Annotated in this window: 14 protein-coding genes; 4 read left to right on the top strand and 10 right to left on the bottom strand. The window is 65.3% G+C overall.

Going from position 1 to position 17572, the window contains the following annotated elements; translation table 11 throughout:
- Positions 1-549 (top strand): DUF924 family protein, encoded by a 549-nt coding sequence (locus DPM35_RS22275; protein WP_112129380.1) that lies wholly within the window; start codon positions 1-3, stop codon positions 547-549.
- A 46-nt stretch (positions 550-595) separates the two neighbouring features.
- Here DPM35_RS22275 and folK read toward each other — a convergent pair whose 3' ends face one another.
- The 3 genes from folK to folP are packed head-to-tail and all read right to left on the bottom strand — an operon-like array spanning position 596 to position 2308.
- Positions 596-1108: a 2-amino-4-hydroxy-6-hydroxymethyldihydropteridine diphosphokinase gene (gene folK / locus DPM35_RS22280; RefSeq protein ID WP_112129381.1), complete on the bottom strand. Its 513-nt coding sequence runs from the start codon at positions 1106-1108 to the stop codon at positions 596-598.
- Entirely contained in the window at positions 1092-1451 is a 360-nt protein-coding gene (gene folB / locus DPM35_RS22285; RefSeq protein ID WP_027166337.1) for a dihydroneopterin aldolase, read from the bottom strand. The genes folK and folB overlap by 17 nt, the downstream gene beginning before the upstream one ends.
- Before the next feature lie 2 nt (positions 1452-1453).
- Positions 1454-2308 (bottom strand): dihydropteroate synthase, encoded by an 855-nt coding sequence (gene folP, locus DPM35_RS22290; RefSeq protein WP_112129382.1) that lies wholly within the window; start codon positions 2306-2308, stop codon positions 1454-1456.
- Positions 2309-2392: 84 nt separating this feature from the next.
- Between folP and DPM35_RS22295 the strand changes: the two genes are divergently transcribed.
- Both DPM35_RS22295 and DPM35_RS22300 read left to right on the top strand, forming a co-directional pair.
- On the top strand, positions 2393-3013 hold the full coding sequence (locus tag DPM35_RS22295; RefSeq protein ID WP_112129383.1) for a DUF922 domain-containing Zn-dependent protease: 621 nt from the start codon (positions 2393-2395) through the stop codon (positions 3011-3013).
- 230 nt (positions 3014-3243) lie between these two features.
- Positions 3244-4728 (top strand): MDR family MFS transporter, encoded by a 1485-nt coding sequence (locus DPM35_RS22300; protein ID WP_112129384.1) that lies wholly within the window; start codon positions 3244-3246, stop codon positions 4726-4728.
- Positions 4729-4733: 5 nt separating this feature from the next.
- Here DPM35_RS22300 and DPM35_RS22305 read toward each other — a convergent pair whose 3' ends face one another.
- The 3 genes from DPM35_RS22305 to DPM35_RS22315 form a co-directional block, all read right to left on the bottom strand.
- Positions 4734-5765: an NAD(P)/FAD-dependent oxidoreductase gene (locus DPM35_RS22305; RefSeq protein ID WP_112129385.1), complete on the bottom strand. Its 1032-nt coding sequence runs from the start codon at positions 5763-5765 to the stop codon at positions 4734-4736.
- An 89-nt stretch (positions 5766-5854) separates the two neighbouring features.
- Entirely contained in the window at positions 5855-6175 is a 321-nt protein-coding gene (locus tag DPM35_RS22310) for a 2Fe-2S iron-sulfur cluster-binding protein (protein ID WP_112129386.1), read from the bottom strand.
- A 99-nt stretch (positions 6176-6274) separates the two neighbouring features.
- Complete coding sequence (locus tag DPM35_RS22315; RefSeq protein ID WP_112129387.1) at positions 6275-6643, bottom strand: Hpt domain-containing protein; 369 nt, start codon at positions 6641-6643, stop codon at positions 6275-6277.
- Between the two features lie 303 nt (positions 6644-6946).
- Here DPM35_RS22315 and DPM35_RS22320 point away from each other — a divergent pair, with 303 nt between their 5' ends.
- Positions 6947-13357, top strand: a complete 6411-nt coding sequence (locus tag DPM35_RS22320) for a kinesin (protein ID WP_112129388.1) — start codon at positions 6947-6949, stop codon at positions 13355-13357.
- 88 nt (positions 13358-13445) lie between these two features.
- Here the strand turns inward: DPM35_RS22320 and DPM35_RS22325 are convergent, their stop codons facing one another.
- The 4 genes from DPM35_RS22325 to DPM35_RS22340 all read right to left on the bottom strand — a co-directional run bounded on the left by DPM35_RS22325 (position 13446) and on the right by DPM35_RS22340 (position 17517).
- Positions 13446-14057, bottom strand: a complete 612-nt coding sequence (locus DPM35_RS22325) for an ABC-type transport auxiliary lipoprotein family protein (RefSeq protein WP_425373399.1) — start codon at positions 14055-14057, stop codon at positions 13446-13448.
- A gap of 70 nt (positions 14058-14127) precedes the next feature.
- A complete protein-coding gene (locus DPM35_RS22330; protein WP_112129390.1) occupies positions 14128-15501 on the bottom strand; it encodes an MlaD family protein in 1374 nt (457 codons plus the stop codon).
- A gap of 14 nt (positions 15502-15515) precedes the next feature.
- Positions 15516-16328 carry an ABC transporter ATP-binding protein gene (locus tag DPM35_RS22335; RefSeq protein WP_112129391.1) on the bottom strand — a complete coding sequence of 271 codons (813 nt, stop codon included), beginning with the start codon at positions 16326-16328 and terminating at the stop codon, positions 15516-15518.
- A 1-nt stretch (position 16329) separates the two neighbouring features.
- Positions 16330-17517, bottom strand: coding sequence for an ABC transporter permease (locus DPM35_RS22340; protein ID WP_112129392.1), 1188 nt, complete (start codon positions 17515-17517; stop codon positions 16330-16332).
- Positions 17518-17572: the final 55 nt, after the last annotated feature.

Here is a 17572-nt window from a genome sequence, read left to right on the forward strand (position 1 = left end):
ATGGCAGAGCTCGATCCGCGGGCGCTTTCCGTCACCGAATTCTGGCGCGATGCCGGCTACGACGCCTGGTTCGAGAAGAACGATGCCTTCGACGCCGATTTCCGCAGCCGCTTCCTCGAACTTCACTACGCCGCGGCACGGCGCGAATGCGACGGCTGGAACGCGTATGCCGAAGGATCGCTGGCGCTGATGATCCTGCTCGACCAGTTTCCGCGCAACTGCTTCCGCGGCACGGGCCACATGTGCGCGACCGATCCGCTCGCCAGATATTTTGCCGACAAGGCAATCGCCGCCGGGCAGGATCTGGAACTGCAAGAACCGTTTCGCGTCTTTCTCTACCTGCCCTTCGAGCATTCCGAGTCGCTGGCAGACCAGCAGCGGTCAGTCGAGCTGACAGCCGCGAGAGCGCCGGACTATCTGAAATACGCCGAGGAGCACCTGGAGATCATCCGGCGCTTCGGGCGCTTCCCGCATCGCAACCACATGCTCGGCCGCGAAACGACGGCTGACGAAAAGGCCTTCCTGGCCGGCGGCGGTTTTTCCGGCTGATCAAGTCAATTCAGGAAAAGCGCGGCTTTCCATCGGAAGCTGGGTATCAGCCGAGCCACCACTCCCGGCCGGACGGCAGCCGCTCGATACCGGATGCATCGACGGCGCCGAGCCGTTCCGAGACGCTCCTCCCGCCGACCAATAGCCCCGGCGCGATCTCGGCCAGCGGCGCCAGCACGAAGGCGCGCTCGAGCATGCGCGGGTGCGGCACTTCGAGCCCGGTCTCGTGGATGACCCGGTCGCCGAACACAAGGATGTCGATGTCGATCAGGCGCGGCCCCCAGCGCTCCTCGCGCACGCGCTTCAGCCGCCTCTCCACGTCGAGGCAAAGGTCGAGCAGCGCGCGTGGCGAGAGCGTCGTCTCGATCGCGGCGGCGGCGTTGAGGAAATCGGGCTGGTCGAGCTTGCCCCAGGGCGGCGTGCGGTAGAGCGACGAGACGGCGCTGACGCGCGTCGCGTCGTCGCCATCCAGCATGCGCAATGCCGCGCCCATGGACTTCGCCGGGTCGCCGAGATTGCCGCCCAGGCTGAGGTAGACGACGCTATTCTGGCCAGACAACGCTCACCTCGACATAATCGAGCACGCCAGGCACCGGCGCGTTCGGTTTGCGCACGGTGATCTCGGCCTTCCTGATCTGCGAAAACCGCGCCGTCAGCGCCTTTGCGACCTCCAGCGCCAGCGCCTCGATCAGGAAGCGGCGATGTCCGGTCACGATCTTCTCGATGACCGCGAAGGCGACGCCGTAATTGACCGTATCCTCGATGGAATCCTCGGTCAGCGGCCGGCTGGGCTCGACGGTCAATTCGGCATCGACATAGAAACGCTGCCCAAGCGTCTCCTCCTCGTCCAGCACGCCGTGGCGGGCGAAGAAGGCGCAGTTCTTCATGCGGATGACGTACATGATCAGGGTCCGGGAGGAAGCTCGGTTTCGCGGGCAAGCATAGCATCGGTCACCGCCAGCGCGTCCACGTTGATTGCGACATCGTGGACGCGAAACAGGTCGGCCCCCTTCAAGCGCAGGATGACGCTGGTGGCCGCCGTGCCAGCGGCCCGATCGCCAGGCTCGCGCCCGGTCGCGCTGCCGATAAAGCGCTTACGCGAGGTTCCCGCCATCAGCGGATAGCCAAGCGCCTGAAGCTCGGAAAACCGCGCCATCAGGTCGAGGTTTTCCGCCGCCGTTTCCTTGGCGAAGCCGAAGCCTGCGTCGAGCACGATCTGACTGTCGGCGACCTTGCCGGCGCGCGCGATCTCCAGCGATTTGCGCAGGAACAGGAACTGGTCCTCGATCACGTCGGGCAATTTCTGCCGTTCGCGCCCGGTGTGCATGATGATGAGCCCGGCGCCGGTTTCAGCGGCGACGCGCGCGATGCCGGGCTCGCGCTGCAGCCCCCAGACATCGTTGACGATATGGGCGCCGGCGGCGACCGCACGCCGCGCGGTGTCCTCGCGATAGGTGTCGACCGAGATCAGCGCCTCGCCGGAAGCCGCGAGCGCCGCGATGACCGGCAGCACGCGCCCCTGCTCCTCTTCAGCCGTGATCGGAGCGAAACCCGGCCGCGTCGATTCCCCGCCGACATCGATCACGGCGGCGCCCTCTTCCACCATCCGTCGCGCCTGCTCCAGCGCCTTTTCCGGCGCGATGAACAAGCCGCCGTCCGAAAAACTGTCCGGCGTCACGTTGAGGATGCCGACGACGACAGCCTTCGGACCGAGGTCGAGATAGCGCCCATGCGCCAACTGCCATCGCCTTGTCGTCATTGTCCATCAACCATGCGTGATCCGCCGGAAATCAATTCCGTTGCGCTGCGGACGGCCCTAAAGCAAGGTGCGTAAAGAGGCAATATGATGAACCGTCCCCTGCTCTGCGCCCTGATGCTCGCCCTGGTCGCCACGCCGGCGACCGCTGCGAATTTGGTGAAGACCTACAGCTATTTCAGCGTCGGCGGTCGCACGCTCGACGATATCCAGAAGCAGCTGTCCAGAAACGGCCCCGAAGTGAAGAGCACCGGGTCGCGGCATCCAGGCGCCACGCAGATGGCCTTTACGACCCGTATCAGCTACGCGCAGAGCGCCGAATCCTGCCGCATCGCCGACGCGGCCGTCACCGTGAAGGTCAAGGTGATCCTCCCCGAATGGCGGCGCCCGCGCAAATCCGACCCGGATGTCAGGCTGTTCTGGGACACGCTCGCGGCGGACATCAAGCGGCATGAGGAGCGCCATGTCGAGATCGCCAAGAACCATGCGCGCTTGCTCGAGGATGCGCTGAAGGCCAGCCCGGCGCAAAAGACGTGCGAACAGGCAAAGGCGGAGGCCGCTGCGATCCAGGCAGCCGAGCTCGCCAGGCACGATCAGGACCAGGTCCGCTTCGACCGGGTCGAGGGCGCCAATTTCGAGAGCCGCATCCTTCGGCTGATGCGCTATCGGATGGAGCGCATTGAAGCCGGCCAGCTGCCGCCGCCCTGACCAGGGCAAGGCCATCCGGGCCAATTTCGCCCAAGCATCGTGCCAGATCGGAAAAACTTTCGAGCGGCGGTCGAAATCGGCCTATATCGACCGACATATAGCGGGTTCGAAACATCCAGGTCTTGAACCAGCCCGAGCCTCGAACAACGAGAGAAATGACAGGCGCCGGGCGCAACGGGCCGGCCAGGACCGTCTTGGCGCACCGAGTATCAGCCTTGAAAGAATGACGCATGGACCAGACCGTCGAGAACCAGGCGATGGCGCCGAAACCCGCACCGCTGATAAGCGAGAGCGAGAAGAACGCCATCATAGGCGGCGTGCTGCTGTCGATGTTGCTGGCGGCCCTTGACCAGACAATCGTCGCTCCCGCGCTGCCGACGATCGCGCGCTCGCTTGGCCATGCCGAGTATCTGCCGTGGATCGTCACGGGCTATCTTTTGACCGCGACCGCAATGTCGCCGCTCTACGGCAAGATCTCGGATGTCTATGGTCGCCGTCCCGTCATCTACGCCGCCATTCTGATCTTTCTACTCGGGTCGCTGGTCAGCGCGCTCGCCCCCAACATGCTGGTGCTTGTCGTCGGCCGCGCCATCCAGGGCGCCGGCGGCGGCGGTCTCTTCGCTCTGGCCCAGACGGTCATAGGCGATCTCGTGCCGCCGCGCGAGCGCGCCCGCTACGCGGCCTGGATCTCCGGCACTTGGGCGGTGGCCAGCGTCGCCGGCCCTCTGCTGGGCGGCGTATTCGCCGAACATCTGCACTGGTCGCTCATCTTCTGGATCAACCTTCCCATCGGCTTCCTGGCCATGGCGATCATCAACAACCCGCTGAAGAAGCTGCCGATCACAGCCAGGCATCACAGCATCGACGGGTTGGGGGCGGTGCTCCTGGTCGTCGCCACGGCGCTGCTGCTTCTGGCGCTGAGCTGGGGCGGCGGCACTTATCCCTGGTTCTCAGCGGAGATTCTTGGGCTGGTGGCCTGCTCGGCCGTGTTCTGGGCCTTCTTCGCGCTGAGGCTGCTCAAGGCCGCCGAGCCATTGATCTCGCTCGACGTGCTGGGCAACCGGATCGTTCTCGCCGGCACGCTATCGATGTTCCTGCTGCAGGCCGCGAACATAGGCGCCTCGGTCTATCTGCCCGTCTATCTGCAATCGGTCGTGGGGCTATCGGTCGCCGAATCCGGCACGGCTATGCTGGGCCTGATGCTCGGCACGGTGGCCGGCGCCGCCTTCAGCGGCCGCATGATCGCACGCTTCGTCCATTACAGGCGCATCGCCATGGCCGGCATCAGCCTGGCCATTGCCTGCATCGGCGTGCTCAGTGCCATTGCGGGACACGCCTCTCTGCTCGAGGTCGAAATCCTGACGACGCTGATCGGCCTTGGCAGCGGCACGACTTTTCCGGTCAGCACCATTTCCGTGCAGAACGCCGTCGACCGCGCGCATCTCGGCGTCGCGACGGGCGTTCTGACCTTCCTGCGCACGCTGGGCGGCGCGCTCGGCGTCGCCATGCTCGGCGCCGTCGCGCTTGGTTACGGGCTGCCCTTGGCCGCTGAGGGCTCGCAGGCTCATATCCAGCTGACATCCGCGACGCCGTTCGTGATGATCTTCCTCACCGCCGGCGTCACGCTTGTCCTGGCGCTGATTGCGCTGGCCCTGATGCCGGAAAAGCCGCTGCGCGGCCATGACGAGCAAGCGGCCCCCGTGCTCGCGGAATAAGCTCGTCAATCGTGGACGCCGAGCTTCTTCTGCAGGCTGGTCGACGAGGTCGTGTATTGAAAGACGATGCGCTCGCCCGGGCTGATGATGCGCTTGGCGGCCTGCGCCATCAGCGCCACCTCGTGGAAGCCTGACAGGATCAGCTTCAGCTTGCCCGGATACCAGTTGATGTCGCCCACGGCAAAGATGCCCGGGATCGAGGTCTGGAACTTCTCGGTGTCCACCGGGATCAGGTTCTCGTTGAGGTTAAGGCCCCATTCGGCGATCGGTCCGAGCTTCATGGTAAGACCGAAAAAGGGCAGCATGCGGGTGCATGGCACCTCGACGTCGCCGTCCGGACCGCCCTTGATGGTCGCCGACGACAGCTGGCCGCCGGCACCGGCAAGCCCGCTGACCTGGCCGACCAGGAACTTGAGCTGCTTCATCTCCTGCAAGGCATACATCTTGTTGACGCTGTCGGGTGCCGCCCGGAATTCCGGGCGGCGATGCACCAGCGTCACGCTCTTGGCGACCGGCTGCAGGTTGAGCGTCCAGTCGAGCGCCGAATCGCCGCCGCCGACGATGACGAGATCGTGGCCGCGGAATTGCTCCATGCGCCGGACCGAATAAAAGACGCTCTTGCCTTCATAGTCCTCGATGCCCGGAATGGGCGGGCGCTTGGGCTGGAACGAGCCGCCACCGGCGGCGATCACCACAACCTTGGCCTCGAACAGCTCGCCCTCGTCGGTGGCGACGCGGAAGCTGCCGTCGTCGAGCTTTTCCAGGCTCGAGACCATGCGGTTGAAAGTGAACTCCGGCTTGAACGGATGGATCTGCTCCATCAGCTTGTCGACGAGGCCCTGAGCCGAGATGGTGGGCCAGCCGGGTATGTCGTAGATCGGTTTTTCCGGATAAAGCTCGGCACACTGGCCGCCGGGACGGTCGAGAATGTCGATGAGATGGCATTTCATGTCGAGCAGGCCGAGCTCGAACACAGCGAAAAGGCCGACCGGCCCCGCGCCGACAATGAGAACGTCCGTCTTGATGGTATTGCTCATGCGCTGCGCCCCTTCTGGGAATGGAAGGAGACTGCATGAGCTATTGCCTGCTGCCAAGCAGCCAGCACGAAGAAAACTGGAAGCCGGCTTTAGCCCTGGCGCTCGGGCACGCGCACGACAAGCCCGTCCAGCGCGTCGCGCACCTTGATCTGGCACGAGAGGCGAGAATTCGGCCGGACGTCGTAGGCGAAGTCCAGCATGTCCTCCTCCATCGCCTCCGGCTCGCCGACCTCTGCCGTCCATGCCTCGTCGACATAGACATGGCAGGTCGCGCAGGCGCAGGCGCCGCCGCATTCGGCCTCGATGCCAGGCACCGCGTTGCGGATGGCGTTTTCCATGACGGTCGAGCCGTTTTCGGCCTCCACGTCAAATCGGGTCCCGTCATGGGCGATGTAAGTCAGCTTGGTCATTAAGTCACCTGAGGAGTCGCGACGGAGATAATCACTCCACCGGACAAGTCAACTGCGGCGCGAAAGCGCCACGAAATGACGTTTTTCAAAAAGATAATGCTAGCGGCTGATGCCCGCGATGAAGTCGCGGACTTCCTCGATCAGCATGCCGAGCCGCTTGAGCGCCCGGACATCTTCCGGCTGCTTCTCGATGATCGCCGCGCAGTCGGCGACCGCGAACGCGCCGATGCCGCGCGCAGAGCCCTTCAGGCCGTGCGCCAGGAGCACCCTTTGCCTGACGTCGGCGTCCACGATCTGGTCGCGAACCGACAGCGACTGCTGCACGAACAGCGCCAGCACTTCCCGTTCGAGGTCGCGGTCACCCATTGTCTGACGTGCCAGATGGCCGAGATCCACAGGCCGGGCTCCAACCGTTCCGGAGGCATCGCCCCCCGGCATCGAAAACGCAATTCCACTTTCGCCACGCATACGCACTGCAACTCCATATAAAGCGGGCAGACGCGCCCAAGAAAATAGGCGACTCCAATCGCCAACGGGTTAACGGTTGCAGGGGAAAAATGTTGTCACGGAGGCGTCCGGATCACGCTTGCGTTAACCTTATATTTAAAGTTTTACGTATCGCCCGGAATGCATGTTTTCTTTACCCCCGTGTGTCATTACGATACGAACGTCCATTTTTCAGCCTCCTGCGCGGGGTATACAAGCCAAAATCGGGCCAGAATCAGGCCACAATCATAAGTCCCGCGGCAGCTAGTACAGGGTAGCGAAGGCATGGCTAAGAAACCAACGACGACCAAGTCTCTCGACAGCGACGTAGCCGCGGAACTGGAAAAGGCGCTTGACCTTGACCTTGGCGGCGACGAAGGCGGCCTCGACATGGCAGCGTCGATGGAGGATCTCGAAGCGCAGATATCGGCGGCGGCCGATGAACTGGCGCGCGAAGGTCGCAGCCAGCGGACAGAGCCGGCGAACAACCCTCAGCCCGCCAAGGCGCCCGCGTCCAAGCCGGCCGAGCTGCGCCCGGTCGAGCCGCGCAACGGACAACCGTCCGGCTTCACGCCCCCTGCCGGCTTCACGCCCGCCAATGACGACCGCCAGAAGGACTACAAGACGCTGCTGCACAGCCTCAACCGGCGTGCGTCGAGCACCGTCTACTGGGTGATCGCCTTTATCTCGCTGGCCTGGATCGCCGGCGCCGGCGGCCTGGCCAATCTGTTGTTCGGCCCCGGCATCTGGAAGATCCGAACCTTCGACCAGTTCTTCGCCCGTCCCGAGCTGATCGGCCTGGCGGTTGCCGCGATCGTTCCGGTCATCCTGTTCTGGGCGTTTGCCGCCATGATCCGGCGCGCGCAGGAAATGCGCATCGCCGCGCAATCCATGACCGAGGTCGCCTTCCGCCTGGCGGAGCCGGAAAACCTCGCCCAGGACCGTGTCATGATGATCGGCCAGGCCGTTCGCCGCGAGGTGGCGGCGATGGGCGAAGGCATCGAGCGGACGCTCGCCCGCGCCGTCGAGCTCGAAACGCTCGTCCATGGCGAAGTCACCCAGATCGAACGCTCCTATTCCGAGAACGAGGCCCGCATCCGTTCTCTGGTCGATGGTCTGGGCAGTGAGCGCGAGGCGGTCGTCACCCATGCCGAGCGCGTGCGCGCTTCGATTGCGAGCGCCCACGAGACACTGCGCGACGAGATCGGCGCGGCCAGCGACATCATCCGCGACTCGATCCTCAACGCGTCGACCAAGCTGTCGATGACGATCAACAATTCCGGCGACACGCTGATCGATCGCATCAATGAAAGCTCGACGTCGATCTTCGATTCCGTCGAATCGCGCCTGGACAACATCACCGACCGGCTTTCGACCTCCGGCGAGGCCTTCGCCAGCCTGCTCGACACCCGCATCGCCAAGCTTACCGACACCACGGACGGCCTCACCCGTTCGCTGACCGACCTGCTCGACGACCGCACGAATGGCATGGTCTCGTTGCTCGGCGGCGCGGCGCGTACGTTGAGCTCCGAATTCGAGGCGAGCCTCAGCGGCATAGAACGCACGCTGGCCGAACGCGGCCAGGCGCTGATCAGCGAATTCCAGACCCGTGCCGAAGCACTCGACACCGGCACGCAGAAGCTCAACGCCGCCCTCGAAGCGCGCGCCCGCCAGATCAACGAGACGATGGTGGAACGCGCGAAGGAAATCGCCAACGCCTTCGCGGAAAGCAAGGACACGCTGTCGGCGATGATCGATCAGGGCAAGACCCAGATCGGCGCCGATATGGCCGACATCATCTCGTCCACCTCCTCCATGCTCGAAGCACGCGCCACCGACTTCGCCGGGCGCATGGAAGCGGCCCGGCATGTGGTGTCGCGCTCCTTCGACTCCGACATCCAGCGGCTGGCCAATGCCCGTGCCGGCATCGAGGAAGCCGTCGAGAACCACAGCCGCTCGCTTTCCGAGAGCCGCGAACGCATGGCCGCCGCCATGCAGGAGGACCTGGCGAAATTCGCCGAGGGCCGCGCGGAGATCGATGCTGCCGTCACCAACCAGGTGCAGAAGCTGGCGGAAGGTCGCAACCTGATCTCGCGCGCGCTGGAAGAAGACCTGCGCAAGGTGAACGAGTCGCGCGCCGCCATCGATGCATCGCTTGGCAGCCATCTGGAGCAGCTCGAAGAGGGCCGCAACCGCCTCTCCCAGGCTTTGAACGAAGACTCGGGCAGACTCGTCCAAGCCCGCACAATGATTGACGAAATGGTCGCCGGCCATGTCGGGAAACTGGCCGAGGGCCGCAACATCCTGGCGCGCGCCCTGGAAGCCGATCTCGGCAAGCTGCAGGATAGCCGCGCCTCGATCGACGGCCTCGTCGCCGGCCAGGTCGAGAAAATTGCCGAGGGCCGCGCCGTGCTCGCCAAGGCGCTCGAAACCGACATTGTCGGTATCAGGAACCTGATCGAGACCCATTCGACCAAGCTCGCCGAGGATCGCGGCGAACTCAGCCGCGCGCTTGAAAGCGATCTCAGCGGCATCCGCGGCCTGATCGACGGCCACGCCGGCAAGCTTGCCGAAGACCGCAGCCTGCTGTCGCAGACGCTGGAGGCCGACCTCGCCAAGCTGGCTGAAAGCCGCGCCTCGATCGACGGCCTCGTCGCCGGCCAGGTCGAAAAGCTCGCCGAAGGCCGCGATATCCTCAAGCGCGCCCTGGAGGCTGACCTCAACACCATCAAGGGCGCCATTGCCGGGCACTCCGACAAGCTGCTGGAGGATCGCTCGCAGCTGTCGAAGGCCCTTGAAGCCGATCTGCAGGCCGTCAGCGGCGCCATAGCCGATCACCAGAGCAGGATCGAGCAGGATCGCTCGACCTTGTCGAGGGCCCTGCAGGATGACCTGCAGAATGTGAGCAGCGCCATCGCCGACCATCAGAACCGGCTCGTCCAGGACCGTTCGGTGCTGTCGAAGTCATTGGAGGACGATCTCGCCAAGCTGGCGGAGAGCCGCTCCTCGATCGACGGGCTTGTCGCCGGCCAGGTCGAAAAGCTCGCCGAGGGCCGCGACATCCTCAAGCGCGCGCTGGAGGCCGATCTCAACACGATCCAGGGCGCGATCGTCGATCATTCGCAGAAGATCACCGACCACCGCGCCGACCTTTCGCGCGCGCTGGAGGCTGATATGGCCAGCGCCAGCGGCCTCATGCAAACCCATGCCGATCAGCTGTCGCAGAACCGCGCGACACTGTCCAAGGCGCTCGAGGACGATCTTGCCAAGCTGGCCGAGAGCCGCGCCGGCATCGACGGCCTGGTCGCCGGCCAGGTCGAGAAGCTCGCGGAAGGCCGCGACATCCTCAAGCGCGCGTTGGAGGCCGACCTTGCCAAGCTGGCCGAAAGCCGCGCCTCGATCGATGGCCTCCTCGCCGGCCAGGTCGAGAAGCTCGCCGAAGGTCGCGATATCCTCACGCGCGCCCTTGAAGCCGACCTTGCCAAGCTGGCTGAAAGCCGAGCCGGTATCGACGGCCTCGTCGCCGGCCAGGTCGAAAAGCTCGCCGAAGGCCGCGACGTGCTCACCCGCGCCCTTGAAGCCGACCTCGCCAAGCTCGCTGAAAGCCGCGCCGGCATCGACGGGTTGGTCGCCGGCCAGGTCGAAAAGCTCGCCGAGGGCCGCGACATCCTGAGGCGCGCGCTCGAAGCGGACCTGCAGAAGCTGACCGAAAGCCGCTCCGAGATCGACGACGTCATCGCCGGCCATGTCGGCAAGCTGTCCGAGGGCCGCAGCATGCTCGCCCGCGCCCTGGAGGACGATCTCGTCAAGCTCGCCGATGCCCGCAAGGAGGTCGATCGTTCGGTCTCCGGCCATATCGACCAGATCGCCGCCAGGAGCAGCGACATCTCGGCGGCGATTGCCGCCGACGTCGAGAAGATCGAGCAGGCCTTCAGCCGGCAAACCGGCGTCATCGAGGAGCGCGCCGGCACCATGGAACGTGCGCTGTCGACCGGTGTCGACAATGTCCGCGGCGTGCTGGAAAAGACCGCGGTGTTCGTGGCGGGCGCATTGCGCGACAAGGTCATGGAAGTCACCAGCACGCTGCACGAGCAGGCCGGAGCCGCCTTCAGTGATGCCGATCGCAAGATCGCCGAGCGCGCCGAGCAGACCTCCGCCGCGCTGCTTGCCAGGGCCGAGGACATCGCCCAGGCCTTCGAGGCGGCGGACCGTCGCCTGCACGAACGTGCCCAGGATACGTCCAACATGCTGATGGCGCGCGCCGACGACGCCTCCAACTCGCTCATGGCTCGCGCCGAGGAAACCGCCGACAAGCTGGCCACGCGCGCCGGCGAGATCGCCAACACCTTCGACGCGGCGGACCAGAAGCTGGTTGCCCGCGCCGTCGAGACCGCCCAGTCACTGGCCTCGCGTGCCGGCGACATCCTACGCAACTTCGAGGGCGCGGACGAACGGCTCTCGATGCGCATCAGCGAGTCGGCCGAAGCGCTGGCCGCCCGCGCCTCCGATCTCGGCCGCATCTTCGATAGCGCCGACCAGCAGCTCATGGCGCGCATTGCCGAGGGCTCGGAAGCGCTTTCCGCACGCGCCGGCGAGATCGGCCGCATCTTCGACGACGCCGACAACCGCCTGGTATCGCGCATCGCTTCGACCAGCTCGACCATCGGCGAACATGCCGACACTATCGTCGGCGCGTTCGCGGCCACCGAGCAGCGTGTTGCCGACCGCGCTCGCCAGACCGGTCAGGAACTCGCCGTCCACGCCCGCGAGATCGAGCAGGCGCTGGCCGGTGCCGACGAGCGACTTGCCGCGAGTGCAGCGGCCGCCGCCGCCCGCGTCGAGGACCAGGTCGCGAGCGTGGAAAACCGGCTCGCCTACACCGCCGAGACGATGGGCCAGAAGCTCAACGAGCAGGTCTCCAGCGCCGAGGCTCAGCTGATCTCGCGCGCCAATGTCATCGCCGAGACTTTCACGGCGGTCGGCCAGCATATCGGCCAGAGCACCAACGAGGCGGCCAAGACCATCGGCTCGAACACCCGTGAGCTCAACACCATGCTTGCCGCCCGTTCCGCCGAAATGGCGAAGATCCTTGACGAGACGGCAAGGCCGCTGGTCGAGCGCTTCGCCCAGGGTGGCTCGGAGCTGCAGCGCAGCATGGAAGAGGTCACCGAGCGGGCGACCGAGAAGCTGCGCAGCGAAAACGCGGCCCTCGTCAACGCGCTGGCTGGCCGCACCGCCGAGACGCTTTCGGCCGTCGAGGGCGCGCGTTCCTCGCTCGCCGACAGCGTGGCCGATCTCATCGGCCGCATGACGACCTCCAGCGCCCAGCTCGGCCAGCTCATCGAGCAGGCTGCAGTCAATCTCGGGCAAGTCGAGGAGCGGCTCTCCGGCAGCACGCAGAGCTTCGCTGCGACCACGGAGAAGGCCGCCCAGACCTTCGCCAGCTCGGCGCGTCTGGTCGATTCCAACACGACGCGGCTCACCGACCTGTCCTCGGCGACGCTGCGCGAGGTGGCCTCGATCGCGACCAAGTTCGACGAGCACAGCCGGCTGCTCTCCAGCGCCTCGAATCTGCTCAGCTCCGCGCAGAGCAATCTCGAGCACACGCTGGAGCGCCAGTCCTCGTTGGAAGACCTCGCCGTCGGCCTGGTCAAGAAGTCGGAAGACCTCGAGAAGGTGATGCGTTCCTTCGAAAGCCTCGTCGGCCAGACGATGCAGACCGCGGAAGGCCGCACGATGGAGTCGGCGGAAAAGATCCGCACCGCGATCGCCGAGGTCGTCGATTCGGCGACGCGTCGCTTCGCCGACGCCACCGAGGAGATGCGCCGCACCGCGAGCTCGATCAAGAGCGAGCTCGACCTGACCCGCGCCGAACTGAAGAAGGGCGTCATCGAGATGCCGGAAGAGGCCAAGGAATCGACTTCGGCCATCCGCCGCGCCGTCGCCGAGCAGATCAATGCGCTCAAGGAACTGTCGGATATCGTTGCGAAATCCGGCCGCAGCGGCTCGAGCGAGCAGGCTGAACCGCGCGGTCTGCGCCCTGCTCCGCAGCAGGCGCCGGCCCGCGCCGCCGAACCGCCGCTGCGCCGACCGCCTCCTCCGCAGCCGCAGCCGCAGCCGCAGCCGCAACCGGCGCCTCGCGCTCCGCAGGCGCCGCTCGCCGAGACCACGCTGCGCGGCACGCTTGACCTCGAACGTCCTGCCGAGGCGCCGCGCCGCGAGCCGAACGGCAAGCCCACGCAGGGCGGCTGGGTGCGCGACCTGCTGACCAACGCCTCGCGCGAGGAAGAGCTGCGGCCGGCGGCGCCGGTCGAAGCGCCGCGCGCGACACCTGCGCAGCGCTCGCCGCTGCATGTCATGGAGTCGCTCAACTCGCTCTCCGTCGACATCGCCCGCGCCATCGACCACGACGCCTCGATAGAGCTGTGGAACCGCTATCGCCGCGGCGAGCGCGACGTGTTCACGCGCCGCCTCTACACGCTGAAGGGTCAGCAGACCTTCGACGAGATCCGCCGCAAGTATCAGGCCGAGGCGGAATTCCGCGCCGCGGTGGACCGCTACTGCGAGGATTTCGAAAAGCTGCTCAAGGATGTCTCGCGCAACGACCGCGACAACATCATGGCGCAGACCTACCTGACCTCGGACACCGGCAAGGTCTACACCATGCTGGCTCACGCCAGCGGCCGCCTGCACTGACGCAGCCAAGCGGAATCGAATACTAAAAAGGCGGGTCTCGACCCGCCTTTTTCATGTCCACGATGTCGATTGTCGGCTCGGCCGGCGTTCAGATCGTCTGGTCCGTCCAGCGGACTATATCCTTCGCCGCCTGGCCGAAGGCATTGTCCAGCGCGCCGACATAAGCCGCGTTGCCGCTGCCGGAGACTGGAGCGCTGGCCGTGAAACTCTTCGAGGCGCGCACCTCGCCGTTGCGGTCGTTCAGGATGCGCACGAACAGCTCGACATCGGCATGCTCGCCGCCGTTGACGCGCACCTCGAACGAGCGCACCTCGACAATGATCTGGTAATCGATCGCCAGCCCTTCGCCCGGCTTGCCGACGCCGGCAAAGCTGCCGGAGCGCTGGAAGGTCTCGGCCAGCCTCGCCTGCACGATCAGCGGCAGCCGGTCCGCCCATTGCGCGCCCTTCAGGAACTGGATCGAGCGGTCCGAGGGCCTGATGACGATGTTCTGGCTATCCAGCGCCTTCAGCGCCGATGGCTGGGCGATCAGGATCTGGCGGCGGCTATGGGCGCGCACGTCGACCGACGGCGCCGACAATTCGAACGTGTCGAGCGGCGCCGGCTTGCCGCCCAGGACCGCGCAGCCGGCAACCGTGAGCACCAGCAATGCCGCCGCGGATGATCTCAAACTACCCGCTACCACCCTGACCGACTTCACGCGTGATCCCCGTTGTCCCCGATCAACCCGCATTCGCGGTTCATTTTCTTGGCGGTCGCGGCGGCCGAAGTCAACGCCGTGCCCTTCCATCGAACTGCCGGACCTCGCCCTCACCGCCGGACAGGATGCGCTGCGGATTGCGGCTGAGATCGGTCACCGCCTCCTCGATGCGGTTGATGGACCGGCGGCTGTCCTGCACCAGCGCTTCCACATTCTGCAGCCCCGAACCTGAGAAGCGCGACAGGTTGTCGACGATGGTGCCGAGGCGGGAATTCAGCGTGTCGGCCACCTGCTTGAAGGATTTCAGCGTAGCCCTGGCGTCGGCCATCACGCCGTTGGCCTCACCCGAGCCGAGGAGATTATCGACCTTGGCCAGGATGCCGTCGACGCGCACCGAGGCATCGTTGAGCCGCTGCGCCAACTGGCGGGCATTCTTGATCGTGTCATTGATGTCGTCGGAGCGGTTGGCGATCTTGTCGGTGACCTTGGCGATGTCGGAGGCGGCCTTGTCGGCGTTGGCGCTGGCCTTCTGGATGTTGGCCAAGGCGGCCTTGACGTCGGCCGGATTGATGCCGTCGAGCACGCCGTTGACCTTGGCCAGCGTCCCTTGCGTCTGCTTGGCGAAATCGTTGATCGAGCCGACCGCCGTGTTGACGTTGTCGATGACCGTGTCGAACTGCTTCGAGGTCTCCTTCAGGTTCGCCGTCACCGTATCGACATTGGCCACGATGCTCTTGATCTGGTCCTTGTCGACGGAATTGAGCAAGCCTTCGGCGGCCTTCAGCGTGGAGTCGAGGCGGCCCGAGACGTTCTTCAGCTGATCCGAGAGCGAGCTCACCGCCGACAGGAACTTGTCGATGCCGTCGGAGTTCTTGGCCAGCGCGTCCGAGAAGGTCTCGACATTCTTGACCGTCTGCGTCAGCGGGCCGCGAACGTCCTTGGTGAAGCCTTCGAGCTCGCTAAGCACCTTGTCGGCGCGGGTGAAGATGTTCTGCGCCGTCTGCAAAAGGTTGGTGACCGCGGACGGGTTGGCGACGATCTCGGCGACCCTGCCTTCCTTCTCCGCCTCGTCGAGTAGCCTGGCTTCCTTGGGGTCGGCACCCTTGAGCTCGATATTGGCCTGGCCGCTGAGGCCGGTAAGTCCGATGTCGGCCTGCGTCGACTTGGTGATCGGCGTCCAGCGGGCGATTTCGGTGTCGGCGATGGCGACGGTCGGATCGTCGCCATCGATATAGACGTTCTTCACGTCGCCCACCCTGACGCCGTTGAACAGCACCAGGCTGCCGCGGCTGAGGCCGGAGGCCGAGCCTGGGATGCGCACGCGCAGCATCGCCGTTTCGCCCCTGTCGCCGATCGCGGCCGTCCAATAGACGAAGGCGAAGGCCGCCAGGATCGCGCCCAGCGTGAAGATGCCGACGATGACGTAGTTGGCTCTTGTTTCCATCGCCCCACTTATCGCTATGCGCGCGCCGCAAGATCAAGCTGCCGGGCGCGTTTTCCGCGGAAATAGGATTTCACCCACGGCTCATCGCTCTTCAGCATGTCGTCGATCGTGCCTTCCACCAGCACCCGCTTCTTGCCGAGCACCGCCACGTGGTCGCAAGCTGTGAACAGCGTGTCGAGATCGTGCGTGACCATGTAAACGGTCAGATCCATCGTGTCGCGCAGCTTGACGACCAGTTCGTCGAACTCGGCTGCGCTGATCGGATCGAGCCCGGAGGTCGGCTCGTCCAGAAAGACGATGTCGGGATCGAGCGCAAGTGCTCGTGCCAGCGCCGCGCGCTTGATCATGCCGCCGGAAAGTTCGGACGGGAATTTCTGCGCGGCGTCGGCCGGCAGCCCGACCAGTTCGATCTTGAGCATGGCGAGCTCATCCATCAGTGCCTTGGGCAGGTCGAGATATTCGCGCATCGGCACCTGCACGTTCTCCAGCACCGTCAGCGCGGAAAACAGCGCCCCATGCTGGAAGAGGACGCCAAGCCGCATATCGATGCGCAGGCGATCGGCGTCGCTTGCCTTGTCGACATCGACGCCGAACAGGCTGATCGTCCCCGACTGCTTCGGCATTAGTCCCAATATGGTGCGCAGCAGCACGGATTTGCCGGCGCCGGAGGCGCCGACAAAGCCGAGGATTTCGCCGCGCTTGATGTCGAGCGAGAGCTTGTCGAGGATCAGCTTGTCGCCGATGGCGACGGTAACGTCGCGAACCGACAGCACGATCTCGCCATCGTTCGCGTGCTCCGCTGCCGTGGCGCCGTTGCCGTTCGCCATCTCAGAAGCCGATCGCTGCGTAGAACATGGCGAAGAGCCCGTCGAGGATGATGACGACAAAGATCGACTTCACCACCGACGCGGTCACGTGCAGGCCGAGCGATTCGGCGCTGCCGCCGACCTTCATGCCCTCGACAGACGCGATGATGCCGATGATCAGGGCCATGAACGGCGCCTTGATCAGGCCGGCGAAGATGGTGCTGAGATCGATGGCGACGCGCAGCCTGTCGATGAACGCGGCCGGCGGGATGTCGGAATAGAGCCAGGCGGCGACGATGCCGCCGGCAAGCGCGGCAAAATTGGCGATGATGGTGAGGCAAGGCAGCCCGATCACCAGCGCGACGAGCCGCGGAAAGACAAGCACGCCGATCGGATTGAGGCCGATCACCTTCAGCGCGTCGACCTCCTCGCGCATTTTCATCGAGCCGATCTCGGCCGTGATGGCGCTGCCCGAGCGGCCGGCAAGCATGATCGCGGTCATCAGCACGCCGAGCTCGCGCAGGATCAGCACGCCGACGAGGTCGACGACGAAGATATTGGCGCCGAAATAGCTGAGCTGATAGGCGCCCTGCTGGGCGACGATGGCGCCGACGATGGCCGACATCAGCACCACCACCGGGATCGCGCCGACACCCATGCGATCGATCTGGTTGAAGATCGCGGCCGGATTGACTGCATGGCCGCGCCCGAGCTTCATCTGCGCGCCGCGGATCGTGGCGCCGAGGATGTTCATCGAGGCGAAGAAATCGTCGCGCATCTCGTAGACCCGCCGGCCGACCAGCTCCAGCGCGCGCAGGATGATGTTGGGCGGCCCGGGCGGGCCCGACTCGGGCTCGCGGCGGACTGCGTCGCCGACCGCGCCAAGCAGGATCGAGGCGACCTCGCTTTGCCCCTGCAAATGGACCTCGACGCCTTTCTTCTCGAAGGCGCTAGCCAGCCGGTCGATCAGCCAGGCGCCGGCCGTGTCCATCTTTTCGATGTGGGAAAGGTCGAGCGTCAGCTGTTTCGCGCCGCTTCTCTGCTCGATCTTGCGCATGTCCGCATCGACCGCCGCCACGGTGCGCGTTGTCCACACACCGGAAAAGGCGCAGCCCAGCACGCCGCCTTCCTCGCCCACGGCAACGCGTGGCTGGTGCTCGGCGTCCTTGGCGGCCTCGCCGCTTGCGTCGCGTTTGCGGATGGTCAACATGGCGTCCTGTTTAGCCTGACGGGACTGGCGTGTCGATTTGCCGGCAGACTGGTGT

The sequence above is a fragment of the Mesorhizobium atlanticum genome, from assembly GCF_003289965.1.
Lineage (GTDB): Bacteria > Pseudomonadota > Alphaproteobacteria > Rhizobiales > Rhizobiaceae > Mesorhizobium > Mesorhizobium atlanticum.

Coding starts and splice junctions, on each gene's coding strand:
- DPM35_RS22275 (WP_112129380.1), top strand. CDS start 1: ATGGCAGAGCTCGATCCGCGGGCGCTTTCCGTCACCGAATTCTGGCGC.
- folB (WP_027166337.1), bottom strand. CDS start 1,451: ATGTACGTCATCCGCATGAAGAACTGCGCCTTCTTCGCCCGCCACGGC.
- folP (WP_112129382.1), bottom strand. CDS start 2,308: ATGACGACAAGGCGATGGCAGTTGGCGCATGGGCGCTATCTCGACCTC.
- DPM35_RS22295 (WP_112129383.1), top strand. CDS start 2,393: ATGATGAACCGTCCCCTGCTCTGCGCCCTGATGCTCGCCCTGGTCGCC.
- DPM35_RS22300 (WP_112129384.1), top strand. CDS start 3,244: ATGGACCAGACCGTCGAGAACCAGGCGATGGCGCCGAAACCCGCACCG.
- DPM35_RS22305 (WP_112129385.1), bottom strand. CDS start 5,765: ATGAGCAATACCATCAAGACGGACGTTCTCATTGTCGGCGCGGGGCCG.
- DPM35_RS22310 (WP_112129386.1), bottom strand. CDS start 6,175: ATGACCAAGCTGACTTACATCGCCCATGACGGGACCCGATTTGACGTG.
- DPM35_RS22315 (WP_112129387.1), bottom strand. CDS start 6,643: ATGCGTGGCGAAAGTGGAATTGCGTTTTCGATGCCGGGGGGCGATGCC.
- DPM35_RS22320 (WP_112129388.1), top strand. CDS start 6,947: ATGGCTAAGAAACCAACGACGACCAAGTCTCTCGACAGCGACGTAGCC.
- DPM35_RS22330 (WP_112129390.1), bottom strand. CDS start 15,501: ATGGAAACAAGAGCCAACTACGTCATCGTCGGCATCTTCACGCTGGGC.
- DPM35_RS22335 (WP_112129391.1), bottom strand. CDS start 16,328: ATGGCGAACGGCAACGGCGCCACGGCAGCGGAGCACGCGAACGATGGC.
- DPM35_RS22340 (WP_112129392.1), bottom strand. CDS start 17,517: ATGTTGACCATCCGCAAACGCGACGCAAGCGGCGAGGCCGCCAAGGAC.